The following is a 21,863-nucleotide window of genomic DNA, read 5'->3' on the forward strand; positions in this document are numbered from 1 at the left end:
CTAGCCAATTCCTTGCAGCGGCCGCCCGGCGGGCGCCGCGTCATGTTTTCAGTTGCCGAACATCCAGGCCGTCAGCAGGAAGTCCAGGCCCAGCACCGCCAGCGACCCGGCGACCACGGTACGCGTGGTCGCGCGCGACACGCCCTCGGGCGTGGCCTTGGCGTAATAGCCCTGGTAGAGCGCAATCAGCGTCACCGCCACGCCGAAGACGACGCTCTTGAGCACGCCGTTGCCCACGTCCTTCCAGACGTCGACGCCGTTCTGCATCTGCGACCAGAAAGCGCCGTCATCCACGCCGATGAGCAGCACGCCCACGCCCCAGCCACCCAGGATACCGACCGCCGAGAACACCGCGGCCAGCAGCGGCATGGCGATCACGCCGCCCCAGAAGCGCGGCGCCAGCACCCGGCGCACGGGATCCACGGCCATGACTTCCATGGCCGACAGTTGCTCGCCTGCCTTCATCAGGCCGATCTCGGCGGTAAGCGAGGTCCCGGCCCGGCCGGCGAACAGCAGCGCGGTCACGACCGGCCCCAGTTCACGCACCAGGCTGAGCGCGACCAGCAGGCCCAGCGCCTGCTCGGAGCCGTAGCGATTCAGGGTGTAGTAGCCCTGCAACCCCAATACGAAGCCGACGAACAGGCCCGATACGGCGATGATCACCAGCGAATAGTTGCCGATGAAGTGGATTTGCTGCACCACCAGCCGCGGACGGCGCAACGCGGTGCCGCTCTTGAACAGCAATTCGACGAAAAACCGGGCAAAGGTGCCCAGGCCGACCAGCGATGCGCGCGTACCGGCGCCCACCGAGATCAGGAAACGGGTCAGGGCCATCAGCGCACCCTCCGCTGGCGCTCGAGCCAGGCCTGGTAGGCAGGCGTCTCGGGATACTGGAAAGCCACCGGACCGTCGGGCTCGCCGTGGAGGAACTGGTGCACGAACGGATCCTGCGACGCGGACAGCTCGGCCGGCGTGCCGGAGGCGACGATGGTGCCGCGCCCCAGCAGATAGACCTGGTCGGTGATGTGGAAGGATTCCTGCACGTCGTGCGTGATCAGCACCGAGGCGCAGCCCAGCCGGTCGGTCATGGTCCGGATCAGCTGGGCGGTCACGCCCATGGAAATGGGATCCAGGCCGGCGAAGGGCTCGTCATACAGGATCAACTCGGGCTCCAGCACCACGGCCCGCGCCAGCGCGACCCGGCGCGCCATGCCGCCCGAGATTTCCGAGGTGCGCAGGAAGGCGGCCGCCTTCAGGCCCACGGCGTCCAGCTTGGACAACACCCGCTCCAGGACTTCCTGCTCGGTCATGGACGTATGCTCGCGCAGCGGAAACGCCACGTTTTCATAGACGTCCAGATCCGTGAATAGCGCGCCCTGCTGGAACAGCACGCCCATGCGCTTGCGCAGGTCGAACAGGCGGTCGCCCGACGACTGGCCGATGTCTTCGCCCAGCACCAGCGCCTTGCCGGCCTGGGGCGGCAACTGGCCCGTGGCGGCGCGCAGCAGCGTGGTCTTGCCCGACCCCGAGCCGCCCATGATGGCCACCACCTGCCCGCGGCGGACCTGCATGTCGACGTCCCGCAGGATGACACGGTCGCCATAGCCCACCGACAGGCCGTCGAAGGCTAGCGCCACATCGGTAGGGGAATGCGTAGATCGTGCCGAATCAGGCATGTAGAGGCAAGAAGAGTTGAAAAGATGGGCGTTGCTTGCAAAAAACCGGTGGGTTCGAGAGGAATCCAGCGAGGGATTCTAACAGCAGCACGCCTGGGCACCGTGCTAACCCTTAGGCAGCAGCGGGTTTTGTCCCCGGCTCATGTGCCGCGATTTGCCGGCGGCGCATGATCGTCCTGTCCATGGCGCGCCGGATCCCGGCCAGCATGGCCCATGGAAGAGTGAAGATTATGAACCACGGCGCCTCGCGCCGGTTTACGTTTTTTACAACAAACGCCCGGCTGGCCCGTATATCCCCATGAAAAAGCCCCGAGGTCCGGCCGGACGACTCGGGGCATGGTGGCACGATGCTTTTAAGCGATCATTAATTCAGCGAGGCAGCTCGGTCGCCCCCATCAGGAAGGTATCGACCGAGGCCGCGCACTGGCGGCCTTCGCGGATGGCCCAGACCACCAGCGACTGGCCGCGCCGCATGTCGCCGGCCGCGAAGACCTTGTCGACGTTGGTGCGGTAGTCGTCGGTGTTGGCCCGCGCGTTGCCCCGGGCGTCGCGCTCGACGCCGAAGGCTTCCAGCACCTGCTGCACCGGCGACACGAAGCCCATGGCGAACAGCACCAGGTCGGCGGGCAGCTCGAATTCGGAGCCCTCGACCTCGGCCATCTTCATCTGGCCGTTGTCGCCGCGTACCCATTCGACGCGGCAGGCCACGAGCGACGTCACCTTGCCGCCCTTGCCCTTGAAGGTCTTGGTCGACACCGCCCAGTCGCGGTCCACGCCTTCCTCGTGGGACGAGGAGGTCCGCAGCTTCAGCGGCCAGTACGGCCAGGTCAGGTCCTTGTTCTCGGCAACCGGCGGCTGGGGCATGACCTCGAACTGCGTGACGGAGGCCGCGCCGTGGCGATTGCTGGTGCCCACGCAGTCCGAACCGGTGTCGCCGCCGCCGATCACGATGACGTGCTTGCCCGTGGCCATGATCTGGTCCTTGAGCTTGTCGCCCGCCACCACCTTGTTCTGCTGGCGCAGGAAGTCCATGGCGAAATGCACGCCCTGGAGCTCGCGGCCCGGCACGGGCAGGTCGCGCGGAGTTTCCGAGCCGCCCGACACGACGATGGCGTCGAACTCGGCCTGCAGCTCCTGCGGGGTCTTCACCGAGGCGGAAATGCCCAGGGCCTTGGCGTCCTCGGCCCGGCCGACGAAGGTCGAGGGACGGAACACGACCCCTTCCTGCTCCATCTGCGCCATGCGGCGGTCGATCTGCCACTTCTCCAGCTTGAAGTCGGGGATGCCGTAGCGCAGCAGCCCGCCGATGCGGTCGCTCTTCTCGAACACCGTCACTTCATGCCCGGCGCGCGCCAGTTGCTGGGCGCAGGCCAGCCCGGCGGGGCCGGAGCCGACCACCGCCACCTTCTTGCCCGTCCTGGCCTTGGGCGACACGGGAACGACCCAGCCGTGCTCCCAACCATGGTCGATGATGGCGTGCTCGATCGACTTGATGCCGACGGCGTCGCTGTTGATGTTGAGCGTACACGCCGCTTCGCAGGGCGCCGGGCAGATGCGCCCAGTGAACTCGGGGAAATTGTTGGTGGAATGCAGCACCGCCAGGGCCTGCTTCCAGTTCTGGCGATACACCAGGTCATTCCAGTCGGGAATGATGTTGTTGACCGGACAGCCGTTCGTGCAGAACGGGATGCCGCAGTCCATGCACCGGGCGCCCTGCTGCTTGGCCTGCTCGGTGTTCAGATGAAGGACGAATTCCTTCCAGTGCTTGACGCGCTGCTCGGGCGCTTGCGCCGCTTCCTGCAGACGCTGGTATTCCAGAAATCCGGTGACCTTACCCATGGCTCTTTCCTGACTATCCTGTTTGGAGCCGGCGCGTACGCCGCGCCGGCTCCGATTTCGTTACGGTTCGCGCCGCCTCCCGGCGGCAAGGCGTGCCTAGGCGGCCAGCTTCTGCGGATTCCGGGCATCCCACATTTCGCCCAGCGCGCGCCGGTATTCCGTCGGCATGACCTTGACGAACCGGGTGCGGGCGGTTTCCCAGGCATCCATGATGTCGCGGGCGCGGAAGCTGCCGGTGTAGCGGAAATGGTTCTCGACCAGGCGGCGCAGGATGGCCTCGTCGGTATCCCGTTCGCCGCCTCGCACCATGCTGTGCCACAGGCGCTGCGAACCTTCCTTCTCCTGGACCGCCGCGGGCACGACCTCTTCCAGCTCGACCATGGCCAGGTTGGCGCGCAGGCGGAAGGAGCCGTCCGGGTCGTAGACGTAGGCCACGCCGCCCGACATGCCGGCGGCGAAGTTGCGGCCGGTCTCGCCCAGCACCACCACGGTACCGCCGGTCATGTATTCGCAGCCGTGGTCGCCCACGCCTTCGACCACTGCCGCGGCGCCCGAGTTGCGCACCGCGAAGCGTTCGCCCGCCACGCCGTTGAAATAGGCCTCGCCCGACAGCGAGCCGTACAGCACGGTGTTGCCGACGATGATGTGCTCGGGGCCATGGCCGCGGAAATCATTGGGCGAGCGCACGATGATGCGGCCGCCCGACAGGCCCTTGCCGACGTAGTCGTTGCCGTCGCCCACCAGGTCCAGCGTCACGCCGTGGGCCAGGAAGGCGCCGAAGCTCTGGCCCGCCGTGCCGTTGCACTGGATGTGGATGGTGTCGTCGGGCAGGCCCTCGTAGCCGTACTTGCGCGCCACCATGCCGGACAGCATGGCGCCGATGGTGCGGTTCACGTTGCGCACCGTCGTGATGAACGAGACTTTCTCGCCGCGCTCGATGGCGGGGCGCGCGCGCTCGATCAACTGGTGGTCCAGCGCCTTGGCCAGCCCATGGTCCTGCTCGTCCACGTGCAGGCGGGCCACCTCGGCCGCCACGCGAGGCTGATGGAACACACGGCTGAAGTCCAGGCCGCGCGCCTTCCAGTGCTCGATGCCGGCGCGCATGTCGAGCAGGTCGGAACGGCCGATCAGCTCGTCGAACCTGCGGATGCCCAGCTGGGCCATGAGTTCGCGCACTTCCTCGGCGATGAAGAAGAAGAAGTTGACGACGTGCTCGGGCTTGCCCTGGAACTTGGCGCGCAGGACCGGATCCTGCGTAGCCACGCCCACCGGGCAGGTATTCAGGTGGCACTTGCGCATCATGATGCAGCCTTCGACCACCAGCGGCGCGGTGGCGAAGCCGAACTCGTCGGCGCCCAGCAGCGCGCCGATCACGACGTCGCGGCCGGTCTTCATCTGGCCGTCGGCCTGCACGCGGATGCGGCCGCGCAGGTGGTTCAGCACCAGGGTCTGCTGCGTCTCGGCCAGGCCCAGTTCCCAGGGCGTGCCGGCATGCTTGATCGACGACACGGGCGAAGCGCCGGTGCCGCCGTCGTGGCCGGCGATCACCACGTGGTCGGACTTGGCCTTGGCCACGCCCGCGGCCACCGTGCCGACGCCGACCTCGGACACCAGCTTGACCGAGATCGACGCCTGGGGATTGGCGTTCTTCAGGTCATGGATGAGCTGGGCCAGGTCCTCGATGGAATAGATGTCGTGGTGCGGCGGGGGCGAGATCAGGCCCACACCGGGCACCGAGAAGCGCAGCTTGGCGATGTATTCGGACACCTTGTGGCCGGGCAGCTGGCCGCCTTCGCCGGGCTTGGCGCCCTGCGCCATCTTGATCTGGATCTGGTCGGCGCTGGCCAGGTATTCGGCCGACACGCCGAAGCGTCCCGAGGCCACCTGCTTGATGCGCGAACGCAGCGAATCGCCTGCCTTCAGCGGCACGTCGGCCACCACGCGATCGGCGCCCAGCACCGAAGCCAGGGTGTCGCCGTCCTTGATGCCGGCCTTGCCGTGCTGCAGTTCGGTGCGATAGCGCAGCTCGTCCTCGCCGCCCTCGCCGGTGTTGGACTTGCCGCCGATGCGGTTCATGGCGATCGCCAGCACCGAATGGGCCTCGGTCGAGATCGACCCGAGCGACATCGCGCCGGTGGCGAAGCGCTTGACGATGTCCTTGGCCGGTTCGACCTCGGCCAGCGCAATGGCGTGGGCCGGATCGAACTTGAACTCGAACAGGCCGCGCAGCGTCATGTGGCGCTTGCTCTGGTCGTTGATGATCTGCGCGTATTCCTTGTAGGTGCGGTAGTTGTCCGCACGGGTGGAATGCTGCAGCTTGGCGATGGCGTCGGGCGTCCACATGTGCTCTTCGCCGCGGATCCGGAAGGCGTACTCGCCGCCCTCGTCCAGCGCGCCTTCCAGCAGCGGATCGTTGCCGAAGGCCGCCTTGTGCATGCGCAGGGATTCCTCGGCCACCTCGAAGATGCCGATGCCCTCGATGTTGCTGGCGGTACCCGGGAAATACTGCTCGACCAGCGGGCGGTTCAGGCCCACGGCCTCGAAGATCTGGGCGCCGGTGTACGACATATAGGTCGAGATGCCCATCTTGGACATGACCTTCTGCAGGCCCTTGCCGATGGCCTTGACGTAGTTGTAGATGGCCTTGTCCACCGGCACCTTGGCGTCGTGCTCATGCTCGTGCGCCAGCGCTTCCATCGCCAGGTAGGGGTGAACGGCCTCGGCGCCGTAGCCGCCCAGCAGCGCGAAGTGGTGCACCTCGCGGGCCGAGCCGGTTTCCACCACCAGGCCGGTGCTGGTGCGCAGGCCGGCGCGGATCAGGTGCTGGTGCACGGCCGAGGTGGCCAGCAGCGCGGGTATGGCCACGCGGCCGCTGTCGACCAGGCGGTCGGACACGATCAGGATGTTGTAGCCGCTCTTGACGGCGTCCACGGCCTGGGCGCACAGCGCCGCCACGCGGGCCTGGATGCCTTCCTTGCCCCAGGCGGCCGGATAGGTGATGTCCAGCTCGAAGCTCTTGAACTTGCCGTTGGTGACCCGCTCGATGTGGCGGATCTGCGCCATGTCGGCGAAGTCCAGCACCGGCTGCGCCACTTCCAGGCGCAGCGGCGGGTTCACGTTGTTGATGTCGAGCACGTTGGGCTTGGGCCCGATGAACGACACCAGCGACATCACCAGGTTTTCGCGGATGGGGTCGATGGGCGGGTTGGTGACCTGCGCGAACAGTTGGCGGAAGTAGTTGTAGAGGCTCTTGTTCTTGCCGGACAGCACGGCCAGCGGCGCGTCGTTGCCCATGGAGCCCGTGCTTTCCTCGCCCAGCGCGGCCATGGGGCGCAGGATGAACTTGTAGTCTTCCTGCGTCCAGCCGAAAGCCTGCTGCCGGTCGAGCATGGGCACCGCCGACCGGCCTTCCTCGATCTCTTCACGGACGGGCTCGGGCAGCGTGTCGAGCTTGATGCGGATGCGCTCGATCCACTGGCGATAGGGCTTGCTGTTGGCGAGCTGGTCCTTCAGTTCCTTGTCGTCGATGATGCGACCCAGTTCCAGGTCGATCAGGAACATCTTGCCCGGCTGCAGGCGCCACTTCTTGACGATCTTGCTTTGCGGGACCGGCAGCACGCCGGATTCCGATGCCATGATGACCAGGTCGTCGTCGGTGACGATGTAGCGCGCCGGGCGCAGGCCGTTGCGATCCAGCGTCGCGCCGATCTGGCGGCCGTCGGTGAAGGCGATGGCGGCCGGGCCGTCCCAGGGCTCCATCATCGCAGCGTGGTATTCATAGAAGGCGCGGCGCGCCTCGTCCATCTCGGCATGCTGTTCCCAGGCCTCGGGGATCATCATCATCATCGCGTGCGAGATGGAATAGCCGGACATGACCAGCAGTTCGAGGCAATTGTCGAACGTGGCGGTATCGGACTGGCCTTCGTAGACGATGGGATAGAGCTTCTTCAGGTCGTCGCCCAGCACCGGCGATTGCATCACGCCTTCGCGCGCGCGCAGCCAGTTGAAGTTGCCCTTGACCGTGTTGATCTCGCCGTTGTGGGCGATCAGGCGGTAGGGGTGGGCCAGCGGCCAGGCCGGGAAGGTGTTGGTCGAGAAACGCTGGTGCACCAGGGCCAGCGCCGTGACGGCGCGCGAGTCGGCCAGGTCGCGGTAGTAGCGGCCCACCTGGTCGGCCAGCAGCAGGCCTTTGTAGACCACGGTCCGGCTGGAGATGGACGGCACGAAATATTCCTTGCCGTGCTTCAGATGCATCTTCTGGATGGCGTGCGAGGCCATCTTGCGGATCACGTACAGCTTGCGCTCGAGCGCATCGGGCACCATGACGTCGCCGCCGCGGCCGATGAAGAGCTGCCGGATCACCGGCTCCATGACCTTCACGTTGGGCGACATCGGCATGTCCTTGTCGATGGGCACGTCGCGCCAACCCAGTACCACCTGGCCCTCGGCGCGCACGGCGCGCTCGAGTTCGGCCTCACAGGCCAGGCGCGACCCCATTTCCTGGGGCAGGAACACCATTGCCACCCCGTACTCGCCGGGAGCGGGCAGGGCCACGCCCTGGCCGGCCATTTCCTCGCGATACAGCGCGTCCGGGATCTGGATCAGGATGCCCGCGCCATCGCCCATGAGCGCATCGGCCCCCACCGCGCCGCGGTGGTCGATATTCTCGAGAATCTTCAGGCCCTGCTGGATGATGGAATGGCTTTTCTGGCCCTTGATGTGGGCCACGAAGCCCACGCCACAGGCGTCGTGTTCGTTGGACGGGTCGTACAGGCCCTGGGCGTCCGGCTGGCGCGGCGCGGGCAGGCCGATGCGGGAGGCGTCGATGACGGCCGTCCGGGACGACGGGGCCGAGAGGTGGTCCTGGCTGGATAGGGGCATGGTGCGCTCCGCTGGGGGATCCGTGTGCCGGGCACGAATCCGGGGTACTGGACATCGGGATTCCGAACACGGCGCGCGCAGGCGTGCGGCGCCGAGGGGAATCGACGATACTGCGGCGCACCAGGGGCCGCAAGAAAAATAAAACGGGGAACGTCCCTAATTATTATCCAGGCTACAAATCGTGGAAATTAAATAAGGGACGCACCATTATCGTGCGTTTTCTTCCTCGACCTTGGGCTGCTTGCGCGGCCTCCCCCGCTTGCTGGCAGTGGCCCGCCGGCTGCTGGTGCCCTCCAGTGACTGCACGAAGGCCGGTCCACCCAGTGCCCACTGGCCGTACAGCGCCTGCTCGATGCGCTGTGCCACAGACTGGGCCACGCCTTCGGCCATCTTGGCGCGGTAGTTGGCCTGGCGGTCGAACGGCGTGTTGCCGCATGCCCAGTAATCGGCATGGTCGTGCAGCATGCCGGCCGACGCGGCGCCCATGTGCGCCGGGGCCGAGGACCATCGCCACAGCTCCGCATCCCCCGCCAGCCCCTGGCGCAGCGGGACGGTTTCGAGCCAGATCAGGCCGGGCAGCACCCAGGCGCCCGGTTCGACCAGGGTGGACCGGAACCGGCCGGCGAAGACCCTTCCTATATGCAGCCGGGCAGCCAGGCGGCGCCCCAGGGACTGGATCACGGCCGAGATTCCTCCCGGGCCGGTGGGAGTGGCCAGCAGCAGCAACTGGTCGAAAGTAAGCGCCCACCCATGCACCGCTACCCCGTGCTGCCTGGCGTCTGCCTCCAGCCAGGCGGCGACCTGGTCCAGCATGGCGCCGCCGTCTCCGCCGGCCGACAAGGGCACCGTGAAACGGGCCTGGGCAAGATGGGGGAGATCCGGGGCATACAGGCGGGGCAAACGGGCCATTTTTAGGGACGCATCAATATCGAAGGTCGGAAAATGCAGGTTTCCGCGAACGATACGCCGATTTCATGGTCTATGCAGTATGAAACCCTGATCGCCTGCCCACCTCTGGCCTTCTACCGGACGCCCTGGCGCCGACCTGGCCGGATTCGCCCGCCGTGCTGCATCGCACAGCGATCGATTCGCTTTATCGCACCCATCAAAAACACCCATTAGCACTCTTTGTTCGAGAGTGCTAACCTTCAGACATGGAGGTAAGCCGTTTATGAAACGTTCGTCGAATCAGTCCAACGTCCTCGCACCCGCCACGAGCGGTCCGGGCGCGCTGGCCCTGGCCATCGCCAACCCGGGCGCCCTTGGCACGATCGAAGCCTATATCGGCGCCGTCAACCGCCTGCCGGTGCTGACGGCCGAGCAGGAACACGAGCTGGCCCAGCGCTACCAGGAAAAGCAGGACCTCAACGCCGCCCGCGAACTGGTGCTGTCGCACCTGCGCCTGGTGGTCGCCATCGCCCGCCAGTACCTGGGCTATGGGCTGCCGCATGCCGACCTGATCCAGGAAGGCAACGTCGGCCTGATGAAGGCCGTCAAGCGCTTCGACCCCAACCGCGGCGTGCGGCTGGTGTCCTTCGCCATCCATTGGGTCAAGGCCGAGATCCACGAGTACATCCTGAAGAACTGGCGCCTGGTCAAGGTGGCCACCACCAAAGCCCAGCGCAAGCTGTTCTTCAACCTGCGCAGCCTGAAGCCGGACTCGCACGCGCTCACGCCGGACCAGGTCGAGGAAATCGCCGCCAGCCTGAACGTGCGTCCGCAAGACGTGACCGAGATGGAAGTGCGCCTGTACGGACAGGACATGGCCCTGGAAGGCCGTGGCACCGATGACGGCGAAAACGATTTCGCCCCCATCGCGTACCTCTCGGACGAAGGCCAGCAGGAGCCCAGCGCCATCCTCGAGGAACGCCGCCGCGACGAACTGCACGGCAGCGGACTCCTTCAGGCCCTGGAAAGCCTGGACGAACGGTCGCGCCGCATCATCGAAGCGCGCTGGCTGAAGGACGAAGGCGGCGCCACGCTGCAGGAGCTCGCGGACGAGTTCGGCGTGTCCGCCGAGCGCATCCGCCAGATCGAGGCGCGCGCCATGACCAAGATGCGCGGCGCGCTGGCCGAGTACGCCTGACCCGACCGCCACGGCCGCTTCATCGGCATGGGCCCCAAGGGCGGATTCCGGGACCACCGGATCCGCCCTTTTTGCTTGCCCGCGGCATATGTCACATCAGGTTACAGAATTGGCGGAAATTTACGTGGAAACACGGGTGGCGGGTGAACTTCCCCGCTGGGGAGAGGACTAACCGTCAGGTGGGACACGCTTTGGGTGCAACGCCCTCGTGTCGGAATGTCGGGCTTCCCCCCGCTCGACGTTTCTTCCGGTGCAGTCTGCCGGTACCAGCCGATACGTCCGCCTCTGCTTTTCTCCTCCCTCCCCCCCACTTGAGGCGGATATTCACGGGACACTTCGGTGTCCCGTTTTTTTTAGGGGGAGCCCACCCCCTACCCGCTTACGCGGGCCCCCTCAAGGGGGCGATGCGGGTGGACCGGCGGAGCCGGATCCACCGCATCCTGGGTCTAGTGCCCGTTTCTTGGGTTGTGGCACCGGTGCTATCGCTGGCTGCCAGCGGTAGCAACAGTGATTCAGTCCAAGATAGTTTCCCTGGACCCAGGAAACCGCGGATCTGGCCTTGCCAGTCCGCCGGTTTCGCCTCTCGGGACCCGGCGCCGGGCCGCCCCAAGGTGGGTCCCGGCCCCCCTTGGGGGCTGCCGCGTAGCGGCTGGGGGGCTGCCATTCTGGGCGCCCGAAGCGCGTAGGGGGTCAGTCCACTCTCCCTATGCGGCGGACAGCGGCTTGGACGCGCTGGGCGTCGGCTTGCCAATAGCGGGCGAAGTCGGGGGCGTCCATGTAGTCGATGGGACTGCCCAAGGAGGCGAAGGTCTGCTGGAGGGCGGGCTGGGCGGCGATCTTCTTCATGGCTGCGCGCAGGCGCGTCGTGACCTCGTCGGGGGCGCCGGCGGGGACGAACAGGGCCGACCACTGTGTGAACTCCACGTCGTAGCCCAGCGATTTCAAGCTCGGGACATCGGGCAGCGCCGCAAGCGGAGCGCTGCCCCAGTGCGCGAGCGCGCGCATCTTGCCGGATTTCAGGAAGGTGGTCGCGTTGGCGACGCCGGCCGCCGCGGTCTGGATCTGGCCGCTCATCAGCGATACGAGCGCCGGGCTACCGCCCGAGAACGGCACGTGCGTGATCCGGGCCCCGCTGGCGGCCTTGAACATTTCCATGGGCAGGTGCATCGCGCCGTAGACGCCGGACGACCCGTAGTTCAGCGCCTGCGGATCGGCCTTGCTGGCGGCCACCAGCTCGGCCGCCGAACGCCAGGGCGCATCCGCCCGGACCACCAGCAGGTTGGGATCGGCGGTAATGCGGGCGATGGGCGCGAACTGGTCCAGTTGGAATGCCGGCTTGCGGCCCAGCAGGCGGTCCGCCTCGGGCAAGCCCGAGATTCCCGACAGCGAGAGCAACAAGGTGTAGCCGTTCGGCTTGGCTCGGGCGACGGCCCCCATGCCTATCACCCCACCCGCCCCGCCCTTGTTCTCGACGATGAACGGCTGCTTCAATTCGCGCCCCAGGGCGTCGGCGATCGGCCTCGCGATGTTGTCTGCCAGACCGCCGGCCGCGTAGGGCACGACGATGGTCACCGGCCCCGTGGGATAAGGCTGCGCGGCCGCGAGCGCCGGCCCTAAGGCGGCGAGGCCCAGCGCGATGAAACGGGCTGCCTGGAATGTTGCCATCGGATCTCCTTGGCGATCAGTGTTCGCCATGGTGTGTCGAACGGATGGCCAAGACAATCTGCATTCCGGTCACAACTGCGTTGACCGTTTGCCAAAAGTGAAACGGCCCGCGGGCAAGGCGGGCCGAAACGCTAGGGAAACCGCCGCAAGCGCTACAACAGCTGACGAATGTCGCTGGCCAGGGCGTCGACGCCGGCATTGTGGCGGGCGAACAGGCGCAGGTGCCCCTCGGGGTCGTAGATGTAGACGCCGGCGGTGTGGTCCATGGTGTAGGAACCGGGTTCCTTGCCGGGAACCTTGGCGTAGAACACCTTGAAGGACTTGGCCACGCGGGCGGTGGCGTCGGCGTCGCCGCGCAGCCCGAGGAAGCCGGGATCGAACTGGGTCACGTAGGCGCGCAGGATCTCGGGCGTGTCGCGCTCGGGGTCCACGGTCACGAATGCCACCTGGACCTTGTCGCCGTCCTTGCCCAGGCTGTTCTTGACCTGCACGAACTCGGCCAGCGTGGTCGGGCAGACGTCGGGGCACTGCACGAAGCCGAAGAACACGACCAGGACCTTGCCCTTGAAATCCTGCAGCGTGCGGGCCTGGCCGTTGGAGTCCGTCAGCGACAGATCGGTGCCCAGGTCCGACCCGCTTACATCCGTGCTGTTGAACGAAGGCTTCTTCTCGCAAGCCGCCAGCATTGCCGCCGCCACGGCGGCAGCGCCGGCGCGCAGGACAAAACGGCGGGAAACAGCAAACTCGGCCATGACTACCTCACATCCAGTGGTCGACAAGCAGCGCCGCGAACAGCAGCGACAAATACAGGATCGAATAGCGGAACAGGCGCCGCGCCAGCTCGTCGCTGTAGTGGCGGTAGAGCTTCCAGGCGTAGCCAACGAACACCACGCCCAGGGCCACGGCGCTGGCCAGGTAGACCAGGCCGCTCATGCGGATGACATAGGGCAGTAGCGTGGTGGCGAACAGCGCCACGGAATACAGCAGGATGTGCAGCCGCGTGAGCTTCTGGCCGTGCGTGACGGGCAGCATGGGCAGGCCGGCGTTCTCGTAATCCTTGGTGCGGTACAGCGCCAGGGCCCAGAAATGGGGCGGCGTCCAGATGAAGATGATCAGCACCAGCAGCCAGGCCTCGGCCGGGACGCTGTCGGCCACGGCGGCCCAGCCCAGCGCGGGGGGCATGGCGCCGGACAGGCCGCCGATCACGATGTTCTGGGGCGTGCGCGGCTTCAGGATGACGGTATAGATGATGGCGTAGCCGACGAAGGTGGCGAAGGTCAGCCACATCGTCAGCGGATTGACCAGGGTGTAGAGCACCGTCATGCCCAGGCCGCCGACCACGCCCGACATGGCGATGATCTGCAGCGCGCCGATGTCGCCCCGGGCGGTGGGCCGGTGGGCGGTGCGGGCCATGCGCGCATCGACCTGCTCTTCGATCAGGCAGTTGATGGCGAAGGCGGCCGCCGCCAGCAGCCAGATGCCTATCGTCGCCGCGATCACGGTCTGCCACGGCGGCACCGCGGGGGTCGCGAGGAACATACCGATGACCGCGCAGAAAACGGCAAGCTGGCTGACGCGAGGCTTGGTCAGCACCCAATATTGCCGAAGACGCAGACTGACGGTAGACACAGTAATGCTTTCCATGAGGATTCCCGAACTTCAGTAGGCCCTCGCGCCGTTATCCGGCGCGTGGCGGGCCCGGCCCAGCCTGACCAGCAGCGTCACGCACAGGATGGTCAGGACGGCGGCCCCGCCGTTATGCAACACGGCGATCACTATAGGCCATTGCAGGAAAATGCTGGTCAGCCCGGTCAGCAGTTGCACCACGAGCATGGCCAGCAACGCTCGCGACGGCCCCTGCAGGCCTTCGTAGCGGCGCAGCCTGAACGCCAATGCGCCCAGGTAGATCAGGACCACGAACGCGAAATTGCGGTGCGTCCAGTGGATGGCGGTGAGCGCGCTTTGCGAGATGATCTCGCCCGAGGGCAGCTCGCCCAGCCCGCGCACGATCGAATAGCCGCCATGGAAATCCATGTCCGGCAGCCATTGGCCGTGGCAGGTCGGGAAATCCATGCAGGCCAGCGCCGCGTAATTCGTGCTGACCCAGCCCCCCAGCGCCAGCTGGGTATACAGCAGCACCAGGCCGACAGCCACGTACTTCCGCCAACGTCCGGCTTCCGGCACGATGTCCGGCAGCACCGTCTGCCTGGCCGACAGCCAGGTCAGCAGCGCCAGCAGGCTGATCCCGCCCAGCAGGTGGGCGGTGACCACCGCCGGCATCAGTTGGTGCGTGACGGTCCAGGCGCCGAAGGCCCCTTGCAGGCAGACCGCCGGCAGGATGACCGTGGCCAGCCAGGGCGACTGCGCCAGCGCCTTGCGGTGGCGCCAGGCCATGAACACGATGCCGATGATCAGGATGCCCAGCAGGGTGCCCGCGTAGCGGTGGATCATCTCTATCCAGGCCTTGGATAGTGTAACCGGTCCCTCGGGCATGGCCGTCGCGGCGGCGTGGATGTCGTGCCGCGCCCCGATCGGGGACGCGTTGCCGTAGCAGCCCGGCCAGTCGGGGCAGCCCAGGCCGGAATCGGTCAGCCGCACGAAGGCGCCGAACATGATCAGGTCGAAGGTCAGGAACATGGTGATCGCCACCAGCCTGGCATAGCGGGCGCGGATCCGGGAGGTCCCCTGTTCGGGGCGTTGCGTGTCCATGGTCCCGCCCTAGCCGATGCGCGAAGCGTGCAGCAGCTTGCCGATGTCGTCGCGCAGGCGCAAGGGATCGGGATTCTCGGGGAAGCGCAGCATCAGGTTGTTGCGGGGGTCGATCAGCCAGATGTGCTGGCCGAGCGCGGCAGGCGTGGCGTCGACACCGGACGGCAGCGCGAGGAAGTTCCCCACCTGCTCGCTCCGGGCCCGGACCATGTGGGTGCCTTCATAGGCGCGGATGACCACGGTCGGCACGGGCTCGTCGTCCAGGATCAGCCAGACGCGCTCGATACGGCCCACGTTCTTGCCCGTGCTGGCATGCGTCTGCCGCATGATGTAGAGCTTCTTGGCGCATTCGTCGCCGCAATCGCCGCCGTGGGCGGCCACCATGACCCACTTGCCGTTCAGGCTGCGCAAGTCGAACGGGGTGCCATCCAGGTTCGTCAGTTGCAACTGCTCGGCCGGCGGAACGGCTCGCTGCGGCTCGACCAGGTCGCCGTAGTTGGTACCGGCGCTGCCCGGGCGCCATTCCAGGAAATAGACCAGCGCGGCCGCCAGCACGGGCGCGGCGCAGACCGCCAGCACCGCGTACAGGGCGAACAGCGAGCGCCGGGGCCGGGCGGCGGCGCCGCTAGCGTTTCGGGCGGAGGACTCGGACAAGGATGACTCCAAAGGCGATGGCGGCGATGGCCGCGAACGAAAACCACTGCAACGCATAGCCGCGGTGCGTGTCTATATTGGTGGGCGGACCGGCCCAGTCACGGACCAGCCCGTCCGGCGCATCGCCGGTCTGTTCCAGCACGGCGGGCAGCAGGGCCACGCCCGCGGCCTTGGCGTAGGTGCCCAGTTCCAGGTTCTGTACCCGGGGGGGCGCGCCGGGCCAGCCGGGCAGGCTCGATGCCAGCTCGTCGCGCTTGCGTCCGCTCAGGGCGGGCAGTTCGAACAGGCGCGGCACGCGCGGGACGAGTTCGCCCCGCACGGTAACCGGACCGGTCGGCGTGCGTATGGTGACCGGGGCATCCGGCACCGGACGCGGCAGCCAGCCCCGCAGCACGGCCACGGCCTGCCGGCCTTCGTCGTCGAACGCCAGCGGCGTCACGACCCAGAAACCCGGCCGGCCGTCGGCCATGCGATTGTCCAGCAGCACCGTCCGGTCGGCCAGCCAGTGGCCGGACGCCTGGGCCGAACGCCAGGGAATCAGGTCCTCGCCCGCGCGGTCCGGCCCCAGCGCCAGCGGCGGCAGGGTGCGGCCCGCCTCGAGGGCGGCCAGCGTGGCCGCTTTCTCGTCGGCCCGCCCGAGCTGCCAGCGGCCCAGCGCGACCGTCACCACGACCGTGGCTGCCAGCAGCACCAGGGCCAGCGGGACGGAACCACCGCCGGCATGCCGGCGGACAGCCGCCGGAACTGGCGCCGGCATGCCGGCGAGATCGGACGCCGGGCGTTTCATGCGGCGGAAGAAGCGCACGGCACCGCGTGGACTGCCATAATCGCGGGCTGGAGGAGAGATTCGATGCGCATCATAGTAGGCATAGCCTTCGTCGGCATTCTGTACAGCTTGGCTTCCGCCCTGATCTACCTGATGAGGGATACCGGCAATAGCAAGCGCATGGTCTACGCGCTGACGGCCCGGATCGGCCTGTCGGTGCTGTTGTTCCTGTTCGTGCTGTTCGCCCATTGGATGGGCTGGATCCAGAGCACCGGCCTGCGTTGACCGGTCCGCGCCAGGCGGCGCGACATCTGGACGGCTGCGGCGGCCCCGACGGGCAGGCCCCTGTCCGGCCCACCGGAAGGCCCTAGCCTGCTAGTGTGCCAGCGCCCCACCCACCCCGGAAGCGGCCAACTGTCGCAGGCGGCGCGAGGGCAGATCAACGCTCCCTCACACACCCGCCCCCCACTCCAGGGCACTGCGGATCCGGCTTTGCCGGTCCGCTGGTGCCGCCCCTACGGGGCCCGGCGCCGGGCCGCCCCAAGGCGGGTCCCGGCCCCCTCGGGGGGCTGCCGCGTAGCGGCTGGGGGCTCACCATGCTGGGCGCGCGTCAGCGCGTAGGGGGGATCCCTTCTAGAACCAGTAGACGAAGAGGTACAGGCCCAGCCAGACCACGTCGACGAAGTGCCAGTACCAGGCGGCGCCTTCGAAACCGAAATGGTGGGTAGCCGTGAAATCGCCCCGGATCAGGCGGCGCAGCATCACCGCCAGCATCAACGCCCCCATGGTGACGTGGAAGCCGTGAAAGCCCGTCAGCATGTAGAAGGTGGAGCCGAAGGCGCCCGAGGTCAGCTTGAGGTTCAGCTCGGTGTAGGCGTGGAAGTACTCATAGGCCTGGAAGCCCATGAAGGTCGCGCCCAGCAGGATGGTGACGAACAGCCAGAACGCGGCCTTCGTGCGGTTGCTGGCCAGCAGCGCGTGGTGCGAGATGGTCAGCGTCACGCCCGAGGTCAGCAGCAGGGCCGTATTGATGGTGGGGATCCAGAAGGGTCCCATCGCGGTGAAGGGCTCGATGGTCCCGGCCGGGCCGGTATTGGGCCAGGCGCCGGCGAAATCGGGCCACAGCACCATGCGGGTGTCCAGGTCGGACAGCCAGGGCGTCGTGATCGCGCGGGCATAGAACAACGCGCCGAAGAAGGCCGCGAAGAACATGACCTCGGAGAAGATGAACCAGCTCATGCTCCAGCGGTACGAGACGTCGACGCGCTTGCTGTAGAGCCCGCCGGTGGACTCGGCGATGGCGTCGCCGAACCAGCGGTAGAGCACGAAGAGGAAGCCGAGTACGCCGGCCAGCACGAACCATGGGCCGACGCTCACGCTGTTGACCCACAGGGCCATGCCCAGCAGGAAGAACAGCAGTGCCAGGCTGGCCGTGGCGGGATGCACGGATGGAGCCGGCACGAAATAGTACGGCGCCTCCTTGCCCGAAACCGAGTGACTTGCACTCATCTCAACTCTCCTTCGCGAATTCCACAAAACCGCACATGATTCGGAGACGGCCGTCCCGGCCATCCTTGTTGTTCTAGCCGACGACCGTCCTGACGATCAACAGCAGCACTACCACAAACACCACCGCCATCACGACACCGGCGATGATGACGTAGATCGGATTGAGCTTGGCGGCGTCGTTGCGGTAGTCCGCCCCCCGCCGCAAGCCCGTGAAGGACCACAGCACCGCACCCAGGGTCTGGAAGAAATTGAGCTTGCGGCCGGCCGCCGATTTCAGATCGTCGCTCAACTCTTGCCTCCGGACTCGGCGGGCCGCGCGTCGGCTGCCGGCGCGCCCACCTCGAAGAACGTGTACGACAGCGTGATCGTATTCACATCCTTCGGCAGCTTGGGGTCCACCACGAACACCACCGGGAACTGGCGCGTCTCGCGCGCTTTCAGGTCCTGCTGGGAAAAGCAGAAGCATTCCAGCTTCTTGAAATACTGGCCGGCCAGCATGGGCGCATAGCTGGGGATGGCCTGCCCCGCCATTTCGCGGTCCTGCTGGTTGGCGATCTCGTAGACGATGGTCGCCAGTTCGCCCGGATTGACGTCCATGGACGACTGCACCGGACGGAACCGCCACGGACCGTGGATGTTCGCATCGAACACGATCTTGACGGTACGGCTGGTATCGACCTGCGTATTGCGCGCGAAGGCGGCGGCATCGGCGTCGACCTTGGTCAACACGTTGATGCCGGTCACCTCGCAAATGGCGCGGTACATCGGAACCAGTGCATAGCCGAAGCCGAACATCATCGCGATGATGACGGCCAGCTTGCCCAGCATCCGGCTGTTGTCGGATGCGGGTTTGGCGGGTTGCCTGGGGTCGGGAGGCGTCATAGGGGCACCTGCGACACGTATCGGGTCAGCCGAGGAAGACCTTGCGCAGGATCACCGCCAGGAAAAACGCGGCGACCAGAGCTGCGAGTGCAAGGCCCGTGCGCCGGTTGCGGCGGCGCTGCTCGGACGTGACCATCTACTTGACCTGGGGCGGCGTTTCGAACGAATGGTACGGCGCCGGCGAAGGAAGGGTCCATTCCAGGCCGCCGTCCTCGGCGCCCCAGGGATTGGCGGGAGCGGGCTCGCCATGGCCCCGGTAGGCCTTCAGCACGACGTACAGGAACAGCAGTTGCGACAGACCGAACCAGAAGGCGCCAATGGTGGCGATCTGGTGGAAGTCGGTGAACTGGGCGGCGTAGTCCGCGTAGCGGCGGGGCATGCCGGCCAGGCCCAGGAAGTGCATCGGGAAGAACGTGATGTTGAACGAGATCAGCGAGGACCAGAAGTGGATCTTGCCCAGCTTCTCGTCGTACATCACGCCCGTCCACTTGGGCAGCCAGTAGTAGGTGCCGCCGAACAGCGCGAACAGCGAACCGGCCACCAGCACGTAGTGGAAGTGCGCCACCACGTAGTAGGTGTCCTGCACCTGGATGTCGATGGGCGCGACGGCCAGGATCAGGCCGGTGAAGCCGCCCATCGTGAACACGAAGATGAAGCCGATCGCGAACAGCATCGGCGTCTCGAAGGTCATGGAACCGCGCCACATGGTGGCCAGCCAGTTGAAAATCTTCACGCCCGTGGGCACCGCGATCAGCATGGTCGCGTACATGAAGAAGAGCTGGCCGGTAACGGGCATGCCGGTCGTGAACATGTGGTGGGCCCACACGATGAACGACAGGATGGCGATCGAGGCCGTGGCATACACCATGGAGGCATAGCCGAACAGGCGCTTGCGGGCGAACACCGGGACGATGGCCGACACGATGCCGAACGCCGGCAAGATCATGATGTAGACCTCGGGGTGCCCGAAGAACCAGAAGATGTGCTGGTACATGACCGGGTCGCCGCCGCCGGCCGCGTTGAAGAACGAGGTGCCGAAGTGGCGGTCGGTCAGCACCATGGTGATGGCGCCGGCCAGCACGGGCATCACGGCGATCAGCAGGTAGGCGGTGATGAGCCAGGTCCAGCAGAACAGCGGCATCTTCATCAGCGTCATGCCGGGCGCGCGCATGTTCAGGATGGTCACGATGATGTTGATCGAGCCCATGATGGACGAGGCGCCCATGATGTGGACCGCGAAGATCGCGAAGTCCATGCCCGGTCCCATCTGGACCGACAGCGGCGCATACAGCGTCCAGCCCGCGGCGGTGGCGCCGCCGGGCACGAAGAACGAAACCGTCAGCAGGATGGCGGCCACGGGCAGCAGCCAGAAGCTGAAGTTGTTCATCCGCGCGAAGGCCATGTCCGAGGCGCCGATCTGCAGCGGGATCATCCAGTTCGCGAAGCCCACGAAGGCCGGCATGATCGCGCCGAACACCATGATCAGGCCGTGCATGGTGGTGAACTGGTTGAACAGTTCGGGCTGGAAGAACTGGATGCCCGGCTCGAACAGCTCGGTGCGCAGCAGCAGCGCCAGCAGTCCGCCTTCCAGCAGCATCGTGAAGGAAAAGATCAGGTACATCGTACCGATATCTTTGTGGTTCGTGGCGAACAGCCAACGCCGCCAGCCAGTCGGATGACCGTGGGCGTGGTCGTCATGATCGTGCCCGTGGGCGTGATCGATCGCGGTGCTGCTCATGATGGCTCCTTGCTGCTCCGTACTGCTGTCTTCGCTATCGTGACGAAGGCGCTCAATATGTGAAAACTGAACCGGTACTGCATGGCCGCCCCCTCGGGGCGGCGGCGCGTCCTTAGCGGGCCGACTTCACATCGGCGGGCTGCACGACGGGATCCTGGCCCTTGCCCGCGTTGCTCCAGGCATTGCGGGTGTAGGTGATGACCGCGGCGATCTCGACGTCGGACAAGTGCGCGAACGAGGCCATGGCGGTGCCGGGACGGCCCTTCAGCAAGGTTTCGATCTGCTTGTCCTTGGGGCCCAGTACGGTCGGGTCGGCGTCCAGCGCGGGGAAGGTGCCCGGCACGCCCTTGCCGTTGGCCTGGTGACAGGCCACGCAGTTGGACGCGAACACCTTTTCGCCGCGGGTTTTCAGTTCGTCGGCCGTCCAGGTCTTGTTGGGGTCGTCGGCTTGCGCGGCCAGCTTGGCCTTCTGCTCCTCGACCCACTTACTATAGTCTTCCTGGGACACGACCTTCACGACGATGGGCATGAAGGCGTGGTCCTTGCCGCACAGTTCCGCGCACTGGCCGCGGAATTCACCGGTTTTCTCGGCACGGAACCAGGTGTCGCGCACGAAGCCGGGAATGGCATCCTGCTTGACGCCGAAGGCCGGCACCATCCAGGCGTGGATGACGTCGTTGGCGGTGGTGATGACGCGGACCTTCTTGTTGACCGGCACGACCAGGGGATTGTCGACCTCGATCAGGTAGTTGTCGCCCTTGGGCTCGGTACCGTTGCGCTGCTCGATCGGGGTGGACAGGTTGGACAGGAAGGAGATGCCCTCGCCTTCGCCGTTCAGGTAGTCGTAGCCCCATTTCCACTGGTAGCCGGTGGCCTTCACCGTCACGTCGGCATTGGACGTGTCCTTCATCGCGACCACGGTCTTGGTGGCCGGCAGGGCCATGCCGATGACGATCAGGAACGGAATCACGGTCCATGCGACTTCGACGCCTATGCTCTCGTGGAACGACGCGGGCTTGGCCCCGCGCGACTTCCGGTGCGCCCAGATGGAATAGAACATCACCGCGAACACCGCGATGAAAATGACCATACAGATGGCCAGCATCATCCAGTGCAGCCACTCGATCTGCGCGGCGATGCTGGTGACAGGCTCGTGCAGATTGAGCTGATTGACTTTCGGGCCGCCCACGCTGTCGTTGACGGCAAATGCTGCGTTGCCGGCCAGCATGCTGACCATCAACGCCCCCAACGACCCACCCAACCACTTCTTCATGTCCGACCTCGAAGAACAGCGTTTAGTGTTATTCAGGCAGCCGACACCGTGCGCAGCTTGCGCGGGCCCCCACCGCCACAAAACTCCTCACCATGCGCCGTGGAAAATAATTATGTTGCTAGCGCATAGAATCGCAAGATTATACGGGGTGCCAGACGGGACCAGCAACCCGAGCCACTTTGAGC

19 protein-coding genes are annotated in these 21,863 nt (G+C 66.3%); 2 read left to right on the plus strand and 17 right to left on the minus strand.

Annotated elements, in window-relative coordinates:
* Positions 1-48: 48 nt before the first annotated feature.
* The 5 genes from mlaE to WKR98_RS01350 all read right to left on the minus strand — a co-directional run bounded on the left by mlaE (position 49) and on the right by WKR98_RS01350 (position 9,305).
* Positions 49-834, minus strand: a complete 786-nt coding sequence (gene mlaE / locus WKR98_RS01330; protein ID WP_124691516.1) for a lipid asymmetry maintenance ABC transporter permease subunit MlaE — start codon at positions 832-834, stop codon at positions 49-51.
* Positions 834-1,676, minus strand: coding sequence for an ABC transporter ATP-binding protein (locus WKR98_RS01335; RefSeq protein ID WP_124691517.1), 843 nt, complete (start codon positions 1,674-1,676; stop codon positions 834-836). The genes mlaE and WKR98_RS01335 overlap by 1 nt, the downstream gene beginning before the upstream one ends.
* A 369-nt stretch (positions 1,677-2,045) precedes the next feature.
* A complete protein-coding gene (locus tag WKR98_RS01340) occupies positions 2,046-3,515 on the minus strand; it encodes a glutamate synthase subunit beta (protein WP_124691518.1) in 1,470 nt (489 codons plus the stop codon).
* Between the two features lie 96 nt (positions 3,516-3,611).
* Positions 3,612-8,396, minus strand: a complete 4,785-nt coding sequence (locus tag WKR98_RS01345) for a glutamate synthase-related protein (RefSeq protein WP_124691519.1) — start codon at positions 8,394-8,396, stop codon at positions 3,612-3,614.
* A 207-nt stretch (positions 8,397-8,603) separates the two neighbouring features.
* Entirely contained in the window at positions 8,604-9,305 is a 702-nt protein-coding gene (locus WKR98_RS01350; protein WP_341431808.1) for a hypothetical protein, read from the minus strand.
* A 262-nt stretch (positions 9,306-9,567) separates the two neighbouring features.
* On the opposite strand from WKR98_RS01350, the gene rpoH reads away from it, so the two are divergent.
* A complete protein-coding gene (gene rpoH, locus WKR98_RS01355; RefSeq protein ID WP_124691521.1) occupies positions 9,568-10,482 on the plus strand; it encodes an RNA polymerase sigma factor RpoH in 915 nt (304 codons plus the stop codon).
* A 690-nt stretch (positions 10,483-11,172) separates the two neighbouring features.
* On the opposite strand, the gene WKR98_RS01360 is transcribed toward rpoH, so the two are convergent.
* The 6 genes from WKR98_RS01360 to WKR98_RS01385 all read right to left on the minus strand — a co-directional run bounded on the left by WKR98_RS01360 (position 11,173) and on the right by WKR98_RS01385 (position 16,267).
* Positions 11,173-12,147: a tripartite tricarboxylate transporter substrate binding protein gene (locus WKR98_RS01360; RefSeq protein ID WP_124691522.1), complete on the minus strand. Its 975-nt coding sequence runs from the start codon at positions 12,145-12,147 to the stop codon at positions 11,173-11,175.
* 152 nt (positions 12,148-12,299) lie between these two features.
* A complete protein-coding gene (locus tag WKR98_RS01365; protein WP_341431809.1) occupies positions 12,300-12,899 on the minus strand; it encodes an SCO family protein in 600 nt (199 codons plus the stop codon).
* Positions 12,900-12,906: 7 nt separating this feature from the next.
* A complete protein-coding gene (cyoE, locus tag WKR98_RS01370; RefSeq protein WP_124691524.1) occupies positions 12,907-13,791 on the minus strand; it encodes a heme o synthase in 885 nt (294 codons plus the stop codon).
* 15 nt (positions 13,792-13,806) lie between these two features.
* Positions 13,807-14,856, minus strand: coding sequence for a COX15/CtaA family protein (locus WKR98_RS01375; RefSeq protein WP_341431812.1), 1,050 nt, complete (start codon positions 14,854-14,856; stop codon positions 13,807-13,809).
* 9 nt (positions 14,857-14,865) lie between these two features.
* Positions 14,866-15,510 carry an SCO family protein gene (locus WKR98_RS01380; RefSeq protein WP_238160192.1) on the minus strand — a complete coding sequence of 215 codons (645 nt, stop codon included), beginning with the start codon at positions 15,508-15,510 and terminating at the stop codon, positions 14,866-14,868.
* Positions 15,482-16,267 carry an SURF1 family protein gene (locus WKR98_RS01385; RefSeq protein ID WP_341431813.1) on the minus strand — a complete coding sequence of 262 codons (786 nt, stop codon included), beginning with the start codon at positions 16,265-16,267 and terminating at the stop codon, positions 15,482-15,484. The genes WKR98_RS01380 and WKR98_RS01385 overlap by 29 nt, the downstream gene beginning before the upstream one ends.
* A 93-nt stretch (positions 16,268-16,360) precedes the next feature.
* On the opposite strand from WKR98_RS01385, the gene WKR98_RS01390 reads away from it, so the two are divergent.
* Positions 16,361-16,561 carry a twin transmembrane helix small protein gene (locus WKR98_RS01390; protein ID WP_124691527.1) on the plus strand — a complete coding sequence of 67 codons (201 nt, stop codon included), beginning with the start codon at positions 16,361-16,363 and terminating at the stop codon, positions 16,559-16,561.
* Between the two features lie 348 nt (positions 16,562-16,909).
* Here WKR98_RS01390 and WKR98_RS01395 read toward each other — a convergent pair whose 3' ends face one another.
* From WKR98_RS01395 to coxB, 6 genes are all read right to left on the minus strand, one after another.
* A complete protein-coding gene (locus tag WKR98_RS01395; protein ID WP_124691528.1) occupies positions 16,910-17,785 on the minus strand; it encodes a cytochrome c oxidase subunit 3 in 876 nt (291 codons plus the stop codon).
* 73 nt (positions 17,786-17,858) lie between these two features.
* Positions 17,859-18,074: a DUF2970 domain-containing protein gene (locus tag WKR98_RS01400; RefSeq protein ID WP_087838631.1), complete on the minus strand. Its 216-nt coding sequence runs from the start codon at positions 18,072-18,074 to the stop codon at positions 17,859-17,861.
* A complete protein-coding gene (locus tag WKR98_RS01405) occupies positions 18,071-18,667 on the minus strand; it encodes a cytochrome c oxidase assembly protein (RefSeq protein WP_341431814.1) in 597 nt (198 codons plus the stop codon). The genes WKR98_RS01400 and WKR98_RS01405 overlap by 4 nt, the downstream gene beginning before the upstream one ends.
* Positions 18,668-18,692: 25 nt before the next feature.
* On the minus strand, positions 18,693-18,803 hold the full coding sequence (locus WKR98_RS01410; RefSeq protein ID WP_238160194.1) for a cytochrome oxidase small assembly protein: 111 nt from the start codon (positions 18,801-18,803) through the stop codon (positions 18,693-18,695).
* Entirely contained in the window at positions 18,804-20,405 is a 1,602-nt protein-coding gene (ctaD, locus tag WKR98_RS01415) for a cytochrome c oxidase subunit I (protein ID WP_124691530.1), read from the minus strand. It lies immediately after the preceding gene.
* Positions 20,406-20,517: 112 nt separating this feature from the next.
* The gene (gene coxB, locus WKR98_RS01420) at positions 20,518-21,678 is read right to left on the minus strand and encodes a cytochrome c oxidase subunit II (RefSeq protein ID WP_341431815.1); all 1,161 of its coding nucleotides are present in this window, start codon (positions 21,676-21,678) and stop codon (positions 20,518-20,520) included.
* Positions 21,679-21,863 lie beyond the last annotated feature (185 nt).

The sequence above is a fragment of the Pigmentiphaga sp. YJ18 genome, from assembly GCF_038066655.1.
Lineage (GTDB): Bacteria > Pseudomonadota > Gammaproteobacteria > Burkholderiales > Burkholderiaceae_B > Pigmentiphaga.

Excerpts from the sequence above, each read along its gene's own strand:
- WKR98_RS01390 (WP_124691527.1), top strand. The coding sequence starts at position 16,361 with ATGCGCATCATAGTAGGCATAGCCTTCGTCGGCATTCTGTACAGCTTG.
- cyoE (WP_124691524.1), bottom strand. The coding sequence starts at position 13,791 with ATGGAAAGCATTACTGTGTCTACCGTCAGTCTGCGTCTTCGGCAATAT.
- WKR98_RS01410 (WP_238160194.1), bottom strand. The coding sequence starts at position 18,803 with ATGGTCACGTCCGAGCAGCGCCGCCGCAACCGGCGCACGGGCCTTGCA.
- mlaE (WP_124691516.1), bottom strand. The coding sequence starts at position 834 with ATGGCCCTGACCCGTTTCCTGATCTCGGTGGGCGCCGGTACGCGCGCA.
- WKR98_RS01365 (WP_341431809.1), bottom strand. The coding sequence starts at position 12,899 with ATGGCCGAGTTTGCTGTTTCCCGCCGTTTTGTCCTGCGCGCCGGCGCT.
- WKR98_RS01335 (WP_124691517.1), bottom strand. The coding sequence starts at position 1,676 with ATGCCTGATTCGGCACGATCTACGCATTCCCCTACCGATGTGGCGCTA.
- WKR98_RS01350 (WP_341431808.1), bottom strand. The coding sequence starts at position 9,305 with ATGGCCCGTTTGCCCCGCCTGTATGCCCCGGATCTCCCCCATCTTGCC.
- WKR98_RS01340 (WP_124691518.1), bottom strand. The coding sequence starts at position 3,515 with ATGGGTAAGGTCACCGGATTTCTGGAATACCAGCGTCTGCAGGAAGCG.
- ctaD (WP_124691530.1), bottom strand. The coding sequence starts at position 20,405 with ATGAGCAGCACCGCGATCGATCACGCCCACGGGCACGATCATGACGAC.
- WKR98_RS01395 (WP_124691528.1), bottom strand. The coding sequence starts at position 17,785 with ATGAGTGCAAGTCACTCGGTTTCGGGCAAGGAGGCGCCGTACTATTTC.
- coxB (WP_341431815.1), bottom strand. The coding sequence starts at position 21,678 with ATGAAGAAGTGGTTGGGTGGGTCGTTGGGGGCGTTGATGGTCAGCATG.
- WKR98_RS01375 (WP_341431812.1), bottom strand. The coding sequence starts at position 14,856 with ATGGACACGCAACGCCCCGAACAGGGGACCTCCCGGATCCGCGCCCGC.
- WKR98_RS01385 (WP_341431813.1), bottom strand. The coding sequence starts at position 16,267 with ATGCCGGCGCCAGTTCCGGCGGCTGTCCGCCGGCATGCCGGCGGTGGT.
- WKR98_RS01360 (WP_124691522.1), bottom strand. The coding sequence starts at position 12,147 with ATGGCAACATTCCAGGCAGCCCGTTTCATCGCGCTGGGCCTCGCCGCC.
- WKR98_RS01405 (WP_341431814.1), bottom strand. The coding sequence starts at position 18,667 with ATGACGCCTCCCGACCCCAGGCAACCCGCCAAACCCGCATCCGACAAC.
- rpoH (WP_124691521.1), top strand. The coding sequence starts at position 9,568 with ATGAAACGTTCGTCGAATCAGTCCAACGTCCTCGCACCCGCCACGAGC.
- WKR98_RS01345 (WP_124691519.1), bottom strand. The coding sequence starts at position 8,396 with ATGCCCCTATCCAGCCAGGACCACCTCTCGGCCCCGTCGTCCCGGACG.